At 65.7% G+C, this 13723-nt stretch carries 12 protein-coding genes; 7 read left to right on the top strand and 5 right to left on the bottom strand.

Annotated elements, in window-relative coordinates; translation table 11 throughout:
* Positions 1-159: 159 nt before the first annotated feature.
* Entirely contained in the window at positions 160-777 is a 618-nt protein-coding gene (locus IEC33019_RS04625) for a dihydrofolate reductase family protein (protein ID WP_070092678.1), read from the bottom strand.
* A gap of 311 nt (positions 778-1088) precedes the next feature.
* On the opposite strand from IEC33019_RS04625, the gene IEC33019_RS04620 reads away from it, so the two are divergent.
* Positions 1089-2837: a BCCT family transporter gene (locus IEC33019_RS04620; RefSeq protein WP_070092679.1), complete on the top strand. Its 1749-nt coding sequence runs from the start codon at positions 1089-1091 to the stop codon at positions 2835-2837.
* Between the two features lie 111 nt (positions 2838-2948).
* On the opposite strand, the gene ehuA is transcribed toward IEC33019_RS04620, so the two are convergent.
* The 4 genes from ehuA to ehuB all read right to left on the bottom strand — a co-directional run bounded on the left by ehuA (position 2949) and on the right by ehuB (position 6038).
* Entirely contained in the window at positions 2949-3806 is an 858-nt protein-coding gene (gene ehuA / locus IEC33019_RS04615; protein ID WP_081337456.1) for an ectoine/hydroxyectoine ABC transporter ATP-binding protein EhuA, read from the bottom strand.
* Positions 3806-4462: an ectoine/hydroxyectoine ABC transporter permease subunit EhuD gene (gene ehuD / locus IEC33019_RS04610; protein WP_070092680.1), complete on the bottom strand. Its 657-nt coding sequence runs from the start codon at positions 4460-4462 to the stop codon at positions 3806-3808. The genes ehuA and ehuD overlap by 1 nt, the downstream gene beginning before the upstream one ends.
* The gene (gene ehuC / locus IEC33019_RS04605; RefSeq protein WP_070092681.1) at positions 4459-5118 is read right to left on the bottom strand and encodes an ectoine/hydroxyectoine ABC transporter permease subunit EhuC; all 660 of its coding nucleotides are present in this window, start codon (positions 5116-5118) and stop codon (positions 4459-4461) included. The genes ehuD and ehuC overlap by 4 nt, the downstream gene beginning before the upstream one ends.
* Before the next feature lie 62 nt (positions 5119-5180).
* Positions 5181-6038, bottom strand: a complete 858-nt coding sequence (gene ehuB / locus IEC33019_RS04600; RefSeq protein ID WP_070092682.1) for an ectoine/hydroxyectoine ABC transporter substrate-binding protein EhuB — start codon at positions 6036-6038, stop codon at positions 5181-5183.
* A gap of 270 nt (positions 6039-6308) precedes the next feature.
* On the opposite strand from ehuB, the gene IEC33019_RS04595 reads away from it, so the two are divergent.
* From IEC33019_RS04595 to IEC33019_RS04570, 6 genes are all read left to right on the top strand, one after another.
* A complete protein-coding gene (locus IEC33019_RS04595) occupies positions 6309-7703 on the top strand; it encodes a PLP-dependent aminotransferase family protein (RefSeq protein ID WP_070092683.1) in 1395 nt (464 codons plus the stop codon).
* Between the two features lie 269 nt (positions 7704-7972).
* Positions 7973-8944: a hydroxyectoine utilization dehydratase EutB gene (gene eutB, locus IEC33019_RS04590; RefSeq protein ID WP_070092684.1), complete on the top strand. Its 972-nt coding sequence runs from the start codon at positions 7973-7975 to the stop codon at positions 8942-8944.
* Between the two features lie 32 nt (positions 8945-8976).
* The gene (gene eutC / locus IEC33019_RS04585) at positions 8977-9969 is read left to right on the top strand and encodes an ectoine utilization protein EutC (RefSeq protein ID WP_070092685.1); all 993 of its coding nucleotides are present in this window, start codon (positions 8977-8979) and stop codon (positions 9967-9969) included.
* Positions 9970-9998: 29 nt separating this feature from the next.
* Positions 9999-11189, top strand: coding sequence for an ectoine hydrolase DoeA (gene doeA, locus IEC33019_RS04580; RefSeq protein ID WP_070092686.1), 1191 nt, complete (start codon positions 9999-10001; stop codon positions 11187-11189).
* A gap of 4 nt (positions 11190-11193) precedes the next feature.
* On the top strand, positions 11194-12207 hold the full coding sequence (gene doeB, locus IEC33019_RS04575) for a N(2)-acetyl-L-2,4-diaminobutanoate deacetylase DoeB (RefSeq protein ID WP_070092687.1): 1014 nt from the start codon (positions 11194-11196) through the stop codon (positions 12205-12207).
* Between the two features lie 42 nt (positions 12208-12249).
* Complete coding sequence (locus IEC33019_RS04570) at positions 12250-13716, top strand: NAD-dependent succinate-semialdehyde dehydrogenase (RefSeq protein ID WP_070092688.1); 1467 nt, start codon at positions 12250-12252, stop codon at positions 13714-13716.
* Positions 13717-13723: the final 7 nt, after the last annotated feature.

Raw genomic sequence — 13723 nt, 5'->3', positions numbered from 1 at the left:
CTTTTCGCGGGTAAACCCACTCCCACACGGCTCACCGGCTGGACCAAGCCATGCCTACCGGGCACCACCGGCCCTGAGGGAGCGGGTTTATCGAGGCGTCGAACCGCCGCGAAGCAGGCGATGCGGTGCAGGACCATGCCCACTGGACTCACCCCCTGACTAGCACACGTTCTCGAACGTCCCCGTGCGCACTTCACCCTCGCGCACATAATGGGCGATCACCACCCCCGCTGGCGTACTCGTCGAGCTCGCCAGCCTGAAGGCCGCCGCCTGCGCATCGTCACCGAACAGCCGCGTGCCGGTGCCGAGCAGGATCGGATGCATCATCAAGCGCAACTCATCCACCAACCCCGCTGCCAGCAACTGGCGCACCAGTTCGCCACTGCCCTGGGTCAGCAGATCGGCACCCTCCTGGCGCTTGAGTGCCTTGACCGCCTCCACCACGTCACCTCCCAGCCCATGGCTGTTCTGCCAGGCGAGGGTCTCGGGGTGATGCGTGGCCACATGCTTGGGCACTGCATTGAACAGGTCGGCAATCGGATGCCCTGCATTCACGTGTGGCCAGTACCCGGCAAAGATCTCGTAGGTACGCCGCCCCAGCAGCAACTCGAACGGCTGCGAAAACAGCACCTGCATGGCCTGGCCAGACGCTTCGTCGGCATAGGGCACCACCCAGCCGCCGTAACGAAACCCGCCATGGGTGTCCTCGTTCGGCCCGCCCGGGGCCTGCATGACGCCATCGAGGGAGATGAAAGCCGCGACGATGAGCTTGCGCATGGATCGGTTCTCCAGTCATTGAAAGGCCTGTACGCCTTCCCTACCCCATGGTCGAACGGCGCAGGGCGAAATCGACAGGCCGTCTGAAAATCCAGGCGGCGGGATGAGCGCGAAGCGGCGCCCGAGCCCCAGCGGGGGTCGTTTCAAGGACGCGACAGGACGGTCTGGGAATAGGAAGCCCCCTTTTTTCGGCAGGATAATCGCGCCTTGGCGGCTCGGCCTGACCTCGGGTTGCACGTCGTCGCACAGCGGCAAGCACAACAACAACAAACCTGCAGCGGCCAGGCACCCAAAAAGGGGCATAACGACACATGGCAAAGGAAGAGAACGTTGAAACACTCGCCCTTGGCGTGACAGATCCTTCGCAAACCGAAGAAGCCAAAAAGGATCGTCACCTCGAAGGCAAGGTCGACTGGATTGTCTTCGGCATTACCAGCATCTTCGCAATCGCATTCGTCATCTGGGGCTTCGTCAGCCAGGCGAGCCTCGCCCAAAGCGCCTCCACGGCCCAGTCCTGGGTCATCGTCCATTTCGGCTGGTTCTTCGTTCTCACCTCGACCTTGTTCGTGGTTTTCGTGCTGTGGCTGGCCGCTAGCCGCTACGGCAAGGTCCCGCTGGGGCGGGACGGCGAAGCGCCCGAGTTTCGTACCGTGTCCTGGGTGGCGATGATGTTCAGCGCCGGCATGGGCATCGGGCTTATGTTCTTCGGCGTTGCCGAACCCCTGTCGCACTATGTTTCCCCGCCTCCGGGAACCGCCACCGCACAGACCAGCGAGGCGATGCAGGTGGCCATGGCGACCACCTTGTTCCACTGGACGCTGCACCCGTGGGCCATGTACGCCATCGTCGGCCTGGTGATCGCCTACGGCACCTTCCGCCGCGGGCGCTCGCAGCTGATTTCCACGGCGTTCCGGCCGCTGATCGGCCGCCACGCCAATGGCCCCATCGGCCGTGTGATCGATATGATGGCGATCTTCGCCACCCTGTTCGGCTCCGCCGCCTCCCTGGGCCTGGGCGCTCTGCAGATCGCAGGCGGCCTGGAGTACAACGGCTGGATCGAGCACCCGGGAAAGATCTTCTACATCTCGATCATCACCCTGCTGACCGTAGCCTTCGTCGCCTCGGCGGTATCCGGCATCGGCAAGGGCATCCAGTGGCTGTCCAACACCAACATGGTGCTGGCCCTGGTGCTGGCGCTGTTCACCTTCATGGTCGGGCCGACGCTGCTGATGCTCAACCTGCTGCCGACCTCGATCGGCGTGTACATCAAGATGCTGCCTGAAATGATGGCGCGCACCAGCGCCAGCGGTGGCGAGCAGATGGACAACTGGCTGGCCGGCTGGACCGTGTTCTACTGGGCCTGGTGGATCTCCTGGACGCCCTTCGTCGGCATGTTCATCGCGCGCATCAGCCGCGGGCGCACCATTCGCCAGTTCGTCACCGGTGTATTGCTGGTGCCGAGCCTGGTGAGCCTGATCTGGTTCACCATCTTCGGCGGCGCCGGTATCGATGCCCTGCAGGAAGGCACCTTCACCCTGGTCAACGGCGCCGTGAACAGCAACCACGCCCTCTACGAGCTGCTGGAAAGCTACCCGTGGGCATCGGTGACCTCGGTGTTGATCATGATCCTGGTGGGCATCTTCTTCGTCTCCGGCGCCGATGCCGCCTCCCTGGTGATGGGCACGCTGTCGGAGCACGGCACCACGCAGCCGTCCCGTGCCACGGTGATCTTCTGGGGCACGCTGACCGGTACGGTGGCGGCGATCATGCTGGCGATCGGTGACCCGGGCAACCCGGGCGAGGCCCTGACCGGGCTGCAGAACCTCACCATCGTCGTGGCATTGCCGTTCGTGATCGTGATGGTGCTGCTGTGCCTGGCGCTGTACCGCGACCTGCGCCGGGATCCGATGATGCTGCGTCACCTGCGCGGCACCGAGCTGATCGAAAAGGCCGTGCTGTATGGCGCGGTCAAGCATGGCGAGGAGTTCTATATCGTCGTCCAGGAAAAGAAATCCGCCGTCAAACGTACCCACGCCGAGGCGCAGGCCACGGAGACCTGAAGCCACCTTGCGCGGTGCGTGTGAGAGCGGATTGCCCTGCTCCACCGCGCCGCCAGCTTCGCGGCGGTTCGACGCCGCGAACGGGCCATGGAAAATGGCGCAGGATGGCCCTCAGTTGGCTTCCCTGACCGCGCTCAGGAACGCCCGGGTCCGCTCCTGCTGAGGGTGCTCGTACAGCTGGGCGGGCGCGCCCTGTTCGTGGATCTGTCCCTTGTAGAAGAAACACACCCGATCCGCGAACTCGCGGGCAAAGCCCATCTGGTGGGTGACCATGAGCATGGTCAGGTTGTGCTCGCTGCCGAGCCTTCGGATGACATTGAGCACTTCACCACACAGCTCCGGGTCCAGCGCCGAGGTCACTTCGTCGAACAGCATCACCTTGGGCCGCATGGCCAGGGCCCGGGCGATCGCCACGCGTTGTTGCTGACCACCGGAAAGCTGCGAGGGGTAATGGTCGAACTTGTTGCCCAGCCCGACCATTTCCAACAATTCGGCGGCGCGCTCGCGGGCTTCGGCAGGCTTGATGCCCAGCACCTGCACCGGCGCTTCGATGACGTTCTGCAAGGCACTCATGTGCGGGAACAGGTTGAAGCTCTGGAACACCATGCCAATCTTCGAGCGGACCCGACGCACATGGCGCTCACTGGCGCTCACCAGAGTGCCGTTGCGCCCCGGCATGTGGGTCAGCGACTCACCGTCCACATCGATCATGCCCTGGTCGATGCCCTCCAGGGTCATGAGCACCCGCAGCAAGGTCGACTTGCCCGAGCCGCTGGGGCCGATGATCGCCACCTTTTCGCCAGGCGCGACTTCCAGGTTCAGGCCGTCGAGCACGGTGAAGTTGCCGTAGCGCTTGGTCACGTCGCGAAAGGCGACGATCGGCTGGGCGATGGCCGGTTCCGGCATGGCGTGGTCCTGCTGCAGAGGGCTGGTGGTGAGGGTGGCGAGGTTCGAGACAGGCGCGATCATTAGCGTAACTCCAGGCGCACTTCGAGGCGCCGAACCAGATAGGCCAGAGCGACGCTCAAGGCCAGGAAGAACAGACCGACCAGGGTGATCGGCTCCAGGTAGCGGAAGCTTTCGGAGCCGACGTTCTTGGCCTGCTGCATGATTTCCACCACGGTGATGGCGGACAGCACCGGGGTGTCCTTGAGCATGGCGATCAGGTAGTTGCCCAAAGGCGGCAGGATCGGGCGCACCGCCTGGGGCAGGATGATCGTGCGGTAGGCCGTCCAGGGCGCGAAGTTCAGCGCCACCACTGCCTCCCACTGGCTGCGCGGCACGGCGTCCAGGCCACCGCGATAGACCTCGGCGAGGTAGCAGGCGTAGTGCAGGCCGATACCGAGGATGCCCGCCTGCATCGCGCTCATGTTCACGCCATAGTTGGGCAGCACGTAGTACAGGAAGTACACCTGGATCAACAGCGGCGTGCTGCGGATGAACTCGATCAACAGGGTCACCGGCCAAGCGATGACCCTGTGCCGACTGCGCCGGCCGATGGCCAGGAACAACCCCAGGACGATCGCGATCAGAAAGCCCACCAAGGTGATGCCCAGGGTCTTGAGCGAAGCCTGCAGCAACTGCGGCAGGATCTGCGCGACGTAGTTCCAGTCCCAGACGTTCATGACAGGCTCCCCCGCAGGCGACCACGGCCCAGACGCCGCTCAACGCGGCGCATGGTGAAGTTGATAACCTGCGCCAGGACGAAGTACAGCAGCAAGGTCAGGCTGAAGATCTCCAGGGTCTGGAAGGTCGCCTGGTCCAGTTGGCGGGCACGAAAGCTCAGGTCCGACAAGGTGATCAACGACACCAGCGAGGTGTTCTTGAGCAGCTCGATCAACAGGTTGGTGCCCGGTGCGATCGCCGCCAGCAGAGCCTGGGGCAAGATGATCCGGCGAAAACGCGTGGCCGGCGGCATGTTCAGGGCGACGCAGGCTTCATATTGCCCCTTGGCCACCGAGCCGATGGCCCCGCGCATCACTTCGGCGCCATAGGCACCGATGTGCAGCCCCAGGCCGACGATGGCCACGGTGTAGGAGCTCAGTTCCAGGTTGAACGGCGGCAGCGGCAGGACGAAGAACAGCCAGAACAGTTGCACCAGCAGCGACGTGCCGCGAAACAGTTCGATGTATGCCACGCAGAACCAGCTCAAGGGTCGCCAGGACGAGCGCCTGCCCAGGGCCGCGAGAATGGCGGCGACGATGGCCAACAGCGAGCCGAAGAATGTGACCTGGATCGTGATCCAGGCGCCTTGCAGTAACAGCGGTATCAATTCACCCATGGTTCGACCTGAATAATCGGATTACGCAGGGAACGGCATGGCAAGCGCCATGCCACCTCGATTCATTGCTGGGCACAGAGCTCGGCGGCGGTCTTGTCGGTCACGTTGGCGCGGTCGAAACCGAACGGAGCCACGGTCTTGAGGTGCTCCTCGCTGCCCAGCCAGCGCTTGAGCTCGGCGTTGACCGCATCGCGCAGGTCCTTGTCCTCGGGGCGAAACGCCAGGGCGCCGTAGCCGGTATGGGCTGGGTCGTCAGTGAAGTCGCTGATGGCCTGGACCTTGTCGCCGCCCTTCTTCGCCAGGCCCTTCATGGTCAGCTGGGTACCCACGGCAGCGTCCGCGCGACCGGCACGTACTGCCTGCAACTGCGCCGTGGTGTCGGGCACCTGGAGGATCTGCTCGTCCTTGACCCCGGATTCCCGGGCATAGGCGAGGTTGACGGTGCCGGCCATGATCGCCAGCTTCACGTCGGGATTCTTGGCGATGTCGGCATAGCTGTGCAGGCCTTTCGGGTTGCCGGCGGCCACGAGCAAGGTATCGGGCAAGGCGTACTGTGGGTCGGTGAAGATCACCTGCTTGCAGCGCGCCGGGGTGATGTACATCCCCGCGGCGATCACATCGAAACGCCCCGCTCGCAGGCCGGGGATCAGTGAGCCCCATTCGGTCAGCACGCCATCGACTTGCTTGATGCCCATCTTCTGGAAGATGACCTTGGCGATCTCCGGCGACTCACCCGTCACCCGACCATCGGTCTCGGTGAAGGCGAACGGGGTTTCGTTGGCATAGCCGATGCGGATACGGCTGTTTTCCTTGATGGTGTCCAGGGTCGTCGCCTGGGCGCTGGCCGCCAGACCAATGGCCGCACAGGCCACCAGCAGGCGTTTGAAGGGAGAGACCGCGTAGGGGGAAGGCTGGCTCATCAATGAATCTCCTGTTTTGTTATCAAACCGTCGGCGACGGCTCTGTGTTTAGGAGGCAGTGGAGCAAAACAGCGAAGGCCGGGTGTGTCGTTCGATCTGTGCACAGCCCGAGCGTTCCGGCGGGCCGACGTAGTCTTGTTTGCTTACGGGTGTCGACCTTGGGCCGGAGCATACAAAAGCCCCGAAGCCGATGGGATTGCACTAGGACAATTGCCCGAAGATCCTGCACGGGCGATGCTGTGCGCAGTCCCGGTCAGCGAAGCGATACCCATGAAGAACTGGAAGAACGTCCTCGACTCCGCGCGCATCGGCGAGTCCAAGTACAAGCTGCTGGTGCAGGCCATCGCCGGGGAGATCGAGCGCGGCGAGCTGGTGCATGACCAGCGCCTGCCGCCGCAGCGCCAAGTCGCCGATGCTCTGGGGATAAGCGTGCAGACGGTGACCAATGCCTACAAGGAGCTGGAGCGCCAGGGCCTGGTGCGTTGCGAGATCGGCCGGGGCAGCTTCGTCAGCCGGCGCATGAGCGACCGGGTGGCCGATGACATCATCGACCTGCCCGAGCGCACCCTGGTGGACTTCTCCATCACGCGCATCCTGCACACCCAGGAACACGAGCGCATCTGGCGCGACACCTGCGCCGAGCTCAGCCTGGAGGAGGATCAACCCTGGATCCACGCCTACCGCCCGATCGCCGGTTTCCAGAGCCACCGCGAGGCGGCGGTGCGCTGGCTGGCCGGGCTCGGCATGAACGTGGAGCGCGACGATGTGCTGGTCACCAACGGGGCGGCCCATGGCATCTTCCTGGCCCTGGCGTCGCTGGCCGGGCCCGACGATGTGGTGCTCTGCGAGGGGCTGACCGACCACGGCGTGATTGGCAACTCGCAGGTGCTGGGCTTCACCCTCAAGGGCCTGGAGATGGACCGCGACGGCATCGACCCGGAGCACTTCGAGGACCTGTGCAGCAACGAGCGAGTCACCGCCCTGGTGTGCACGCCCAACCTCAACAACCCCACCACCAGCCTGATGCCCGACGCCCGGCGCCGGGAGATCGCCGCCATCGCCCGGCGCTTTGGCGTGCACATCATCGAGGACGATGTGTATGGCCCGCTGCTGGGCGAGCGGCATGCGCGCCCGATCAGCCACTACGCACCGGAGCTGTCGTTCTATTGCACCAGCATGACCAAGTCGGTGCTCACCGGGCTGCGGGTTGGCTACCTGGCGATGCCCAAGCGCCTGGCGCTGCGGACCGAGAGCATCCTGCGGGTCAACAGCTGGATGGCCACCCCGCTGGTGGCGGAGATCGCCACCCGCTGGATCAACGACGGCCGTGCGGCGCACCTGGTCGAGTTGCAGCGCAAGCTGATCAGCGCCCGCCAAGCGATGGTGCGCGAACACCTGGGCGACTACCTGCTGGGCAATCCGGCGCAGGCGCTGGGGGCCTGGCTGGGAATACCCGCGCACTGGGAAGTCGACAGCCTGGTCAGGGCCCTGCGTCACCGGCATATCGCCGTGACACCGCCGGAGCCGTTCCTGGTGCGCGGCACGCCGCGGCCACGGGCGGTCAGGTTGTGTGTCGGGGCCGAGTGCTCGGACACCAAGATGCGCCAGGCCCTGGCCGACATGCATGAGCTGTTCGGGCAGTACCCGCAGATCCACGAACTCTGAATCGGGGCCGCTAATCCCACTCATACCGATAGCACGTGCTCCTTGTGGGGGCGGGTCCACCCGCGAACACCGGCAAAGCCGGTGCCATCCACCACGGAGTCTGCTTCGCAGCGGTCCGACAACCCGATAAACCCGCCCACAGGGTAGTGCGACCGCAGCCTCGACCGGGGCCCAAAAAAATGTCCGGCAAATTGACCTAGTACATTCATCACGACAATTTGCCGCTCTTAGACTCCGCCCAACACACGGTCACTCGTTGGGATACGGTCATGTCAGCGCTTTCGCTTCACGCTATCTACCTTGCCCACCAGCGCATCCAGGGGCGCGTACGTCGCACGCCGCTGGAGCACTCCCCTGCCCTGAGCCGCCACGTTGGCGTGCCGGTCTACCTCAAGCTCGAGTCCCAGCAGCTCACCGGCAGTTTCAAGCTGCGTGGCGCCAGCAACGCGATCGCCTGCCTGACTGAGACACAACGGGCCCGGGGGGTAGTCACCGCGTCCACCGGCAACCATGGCCGGGCACTGGCCTACGCCGCCTCGCAACTGGGCGTGCCGGCGACCGTCTACCTGTCCCATCTGGTGCCCGCCAACAAGGTCCAGGCCATCCGCGACCTGGGCGCCGAAGTGTGCATCGTCGGCCAGTCCCAGGACGATGCCCAGCACGCCGCCCTGCGCCACGCTCAAGAGCTGGGTGCGTCACTGATCCCGCCATTCGACCATCCAGCGGTGATCGCCGGCCAAGGCACCCTGGGGTTGGAGATTCTCGAACAACTGCCCGACGTCAGCCAGGTGCTGATCCCGCTCTCCGGTGGCGGCCTGTTCGCCGGCGTCGCCTTGGCCGTCAAGAGCATCAACCCGGCCATCACCACCCATGGCATCAGCATGCGTCGCGGCGCTGCCATGCACGCCAGCCTGCAGGCCGGGCAGCCGGTCGAGGTGGAAGAACGGCCGACCCTGGCCGACTCCCTCGGCGGCGGCATCGGCCTGGACAACCGTCACACCTTCGCCCTCACCCAGCGCCTGCTCGACCAGATCCATCTGCTCGACGAAGCCGCCATCGCCAATGGCCTGCGCCACGCCTACCAGCAGGAACGCCTGGTGCTCGAAGGCGCCGCTGCGGTGGGCATCGCCGCCCTGCTCGAGGGGCAGGTGCCGGCCCGCGGACCGATCGTGGTGGTGGTCAGCGGACGCAATGTCGACACCGCCCAGCACCTGCGGGTGATGAGCGGCGCCAACGCCTGAATTCGTTCTTTTCGCTCACTGGAGGTTCACCGATGCCTGCCATTACCTTGCTCAACGAAGCCGACCTGCGAGACTGCATCACCCTCGACCACGCCGCGGTCGATACCGTCGAGCAGGCATTCGCCCTGCTGGCCACGGCCCAAGTGGCCATGCCGCCGATCCTGCGGCTGGACGTGCCCGAGCACAACGGCGAGGTGGACGTGAAAACCGCCTATCTACCGGGCATCGAGCGCTTCGCGATCAAGGTCAGCCCGGGGTTCTTCGACAACCCCAGCCTCGGGCTGCCCAGCCTCAACGGCATGATGATGCTGCTCTCGGCCCGCACCGGCCTGCTCGATGCGCTGTTGCTGGACAACGGCTACCTCACCGCCGTGCGCACCGCCGCCGCCGGCGCGGTGGCGGCGCGCTGGCTGGCCCGCGAAGACAGCCGCTGCGTGGCCCTGATCGGCAGCGGCGAACAGGCCCGCCTGCAATTGCAGGCACTGCGCCTGGTACGACCGATCGAACGGGTGCAGCTGTGGGCACGCGATGCGGCCAAGGCCGCTGCGCTGGGCGATGAGCTGGGCCGCGACGGCCAGCTGCAGGTCGTGGTCTGCGACAACGTCGACCAGGCCATGCAAGGGGCGGACATCGCCGTTACCTGCACGCCCAGCCGCGAGCCGTTGATCCACCCCAAGCACCTCCACCCAGGCCTGCACATCACCGCCATGGGCTCGGACGCCGAGCACAAGAACGAGATCGCCCCTCACGTATTCGCGCAGGTCGAGCGCTACGTCGCCGACCGCCTTGGCCAGACCCGCCTGCTCGGCGAGCTGCACCACGCCCTGCGCGCCGGCGTGGTGAAAGACGAGAGCCGCTTCTGCGAACTCGGCCAGGTCATCGCCGGGCAACAACCCGGCCGCACCCGTGCCGAGCAAATCACCCTGTGCGACCTGACCGGCACCGGCGCCCAGGACACCGCCATCGCCAACCTCGCCTTCGAGCGCGCACGCGCCGCAGGCAAAGGCCTGGCATTCAACAGCTGAACCCACCCCACTCATCAGAGGGCATTGCAATGTCTCAGTCAGTGGTCAACCTGCCGTTCAGCCGGCAGGAATACGCCCAGCGCCTGGCCAAGACCCGCGTCGCCATGCAGGCGCAGGGCCTGGAACTGTTGCTGGTCACCGATCCGTCGAACATGGCCTGGCTCACCGGCTATGACGGCTGGTCGTTCTACGTGCACCAGTGCGTGTTGCTGGCGCTGGACGGCGAACCGATCTGGTTCGGCCGTGGCCAGGACGCCAACGGCGCCAAGCGCACGGTGTTCATGGGCCACGACAACATCGTCGGCTACCCGGACATCTACGTGCAGTCGCGCGAGCGTCACCCGATGGACTACCTGTGCCAGGAGGTGATCCTGGCCAAGGGCTGGGGCGCCCTACGCATCGGCGTGGAGATGGACAACTACTACTTCAGCGCCGCCGCCTACCAGGCCCTGTGCCGCCATTTGCCGCAGGCGACCTTCAGCGATGCCGCCGGGCTGGTCAACTGGCAGCGGGCGGTGAAGTCCCCGCAGGAAATCGAGTACATGCGCATCGCCGCCCGTATCGTCGAGAAGATGCATGCGCGCATCCTCGAACGCATCGAGCCTGGCATGCGCAAGAACGAACTGGTGGCTGAGATCTACAGCAGCGGCATTCTTGGCGTGGACGGCCATGGCGGAGATTACCCGGCCATCGTGCCCCTGCTGCCGACCGGCGCCGACGCCAGCGCCCCGCACCTGACCTGGGACGACTCCCCCTTCACCCAGGGCGCGGGCACCTTCTTCGAGATCGCCGGCTGCTACAAGCGCTACCACTGCCCACTGTCACGCACGGTGTACCTGGGCAAACCACCACAGCACTTTCTCGACGGCGAAAAGGCCGTGGTCGAGGGCATCGCCGCCGGCCTTGAAGCCGCCCGCCCCGGCAACACCACCGGCGACATCGCCCGGGCCTTCTTCAAGGTGCTGGAGAAGTTCGGCATCCACAAGGACAGCCGTTGCGGCTACCCGATCGGCATCAGTTATCCGCCGGATTGGGGCGAGCGCACCATGAGCCTGCGCCCGAGCGACACCAGCGTGCTACAACCGGGCATGACCTTCCACTTCATGCCGGGGCTGTGGATGGACGACTGGGGCCTGGAGATCACCGAAAGCATCCTGATCACCGAGACCGGGGTCCAGACCCTGTGCGACGTGCCACGCCAGCTGTTTGTCAAGGATTGATGCCATGAACGCATTCACAGACACCGAAGTGGCCAACCCGATCAGCAGCACGGTGGACTTCACCCGCGATGGCGTGCAGCACGGTTTTCTCAAGCTGCCCCATTCGCGCGACGACTCGGCCTGGGGCGCGGTGATGATCCCGATCACCGTGATCAAGCACGGCGACGGCCCGACCGCGCTGCTCACCGGCGGCAACCATGGCGACGAATACGAAGGGCCCGTGGCGCTGAGCAAGCTGGCCCAGCAACTGCGCGCCGATGAGGTCAGCGGCCGGGTGATCATCGTGCCGTTCATGAACACCCCCGCGTTTCATGCCGGCACCCGCACCTCACCGATCGACCAAGGCAACCTCAACCGCAGCTTCCCGGGCAGGCCCGACGGCACGGTCACGCAGAAGATCGCCGATTACTTCCGGCGTACCCTGCTGCCGTTGGCCGATGTGGTGCTGGACATTCACTCCGGTGGCCGCACCCTGGACTTCCTGCCCTTCGCCGCCTGCCACGTGCTGCCCGACAAGGCCCAGCAGGCGCGCTGCGAAGCGGGTATGCGGGCGTTCGCCGCACCCTATGCCATGCGCATGCTCGAACTCGATGCCCAGGCCATGTACGACACGGCCGCCGAGGCCCAGGGCAAGGTGTTCGTCACCACCGAACTGGGCGGTGGCGGCACCGCCACGGCACGCAGCGTGGCCCTGGCCGAGCGCGGCGTGCGCAACCTGCTGGTGCACGCCGGCATTCTCAAGGGTGAGCTCACGCCTGGCGCGTCGATCATGCTCGATATGCCCGACGGTGACTGTTTCATCGCCAGCGAGCATGACGGCCTGCTGGAGATGTGCCACGACCTCGGCGAGCAGGTCCGCCAGGGCGATGTGATCGCCCGCATCCACGACATCCGCCGCACCGGCTGCGCGCCGGTGGAGTACCGCGCCCGTCGCGACGGCCTGCTGGCCGCCCGGCATTTCCCGGGGCTGGTGCAATGCGGCGACACCCTGGCGGTGATCGCCGACGTGCTGGCCTAGGCGGCGCGCACGCTACGACAACAAGAGGTATGGGAGAACATCATGTCAGACGAATACCCATTCAAGTCGCTGTGCTACGTGGACGGCCAATGGCTGCACAGCACCAGTGGCAACAGCATCGCTGTACTCGATCCGGCCAACCGCCAGACCCTCGGCCATGTCCCGCTGCTCGACCACGAACAGATCGTCGCGGCGGTGGACGCCGCCCAGCGCGCCTTCAAACCCTGGCGCACGCTGCGCCTGGAAGAGCGTGCGGCTCTGCTGCGCCGCTGGGGCGAGCTGATTCTGGAGCACCAGGAGGCCCTGGCCCGGATCCTCAGCCAGGAGCAAGGCAAACCGCTGGCCGAAGCGCGCGGTGAGATCGCCTATGCCGCCAGCTTCATCCCCTGGTTCGCCGAAGAAGCGCGCCGCCTGTATGGCCAGACCATCCCCAGCCACATCCCGGGCGCGGACCTGGGCACGGTGAAGGAGCCGGTGGGCGTGTGCGCCCTGCTCACCCCTTGGAACTTCCCCAGCGCGATGATCACCCGCAAGGCTGCAGCCGCCCTGGCGGCCGGCTGCACCGTGGTGGTCAAACCCGCCCACGAGACGCCCTACTCGGCGCTGGCCCTGGCCGAGCTGGCCGAGGCGGCTGGCTTCCCAGCGGGGGTGTTCAACGTGGTGATCGGCGAGCCGCAGATGACCATGGAGACACTGGTGCGCGACCCACGGGTGCGCTCGGTCAGCTTCACCGGCTCCACCCGGGTCGGCAAGCTGGTGCTGCAGGCGGCGGCGCAGGATGTGAAGAAGGTCGCCCTGGAGCTGGGCGGCAATGCCCCGTTCATCGTCTGCGCCGATACCGACCTGGACCTGGCAGTGAAGGTGGCCGTGGCCGCGAAATTCCAGACCTCCGGGCAGGATTGCTGCGCGGCCAACCGGATCATGGTCCAGCGCCCGTTGTACGAGGCCTTCCTGGCGCGCTTCGCCGAGGCCGTGCGGGCGCTGCGGGTGGGGCCAGCGATGGTCGACGGCCAGGAAAACCCGGCCGACGTCGGCCCACTGATGCACCAGGGCGCGTTCGACGCCACGGTGGCACGAGTCGAAGATGCCATTACCCAGGGCGCCCGCCGCCTGGTGGGCGGTGAAACCCACGCCTTGGGCGGCTGGTTCTACCAGCCCACGGTGCTGGCCGACGTGACCCCAAGCATGCGTATCTACCAGGAAGAGAACTTCGCACCGATTGCCGGCGTGATGCCCTTCGACACCCTGGAGCAGGCCATCGAGATGGCCAACGACACCGAATACGGACTGGCCGCGTACATCTGCTCCAACCGCCTGGACGTAGTACACCCGCTGATTCGCCGGCTGGACCACGCCATGGTCGCGGTCAACGGCGTGAAATTCACCGGCCACCCCATCCCCTTTGGCGGCATGAAGGCCTCGGGCCTGGGCCGCGAAGGCGGCAGCGAAGGCTTCGAGCCCTTCGTCGAAACCAAATACTTTTGCCTGCACCACCAAGGTCAACTCTAAGGAGTGT

Source organism: Pseudomonas putida (genome assembly GCF_002741075.1).
GTDB lineage: Bacteria > Pseudomonadota > Gammaproteobacteria > Pseudomonadales > Pseudomonadaceae > Aquipseudomonas > Aquipseudomonas putida_T.
The sequence above is the reverse complement of the archived record's forward strand: the minus strand, read 5'-3'. Positions and strand labels throughout refer to the sequence as shown.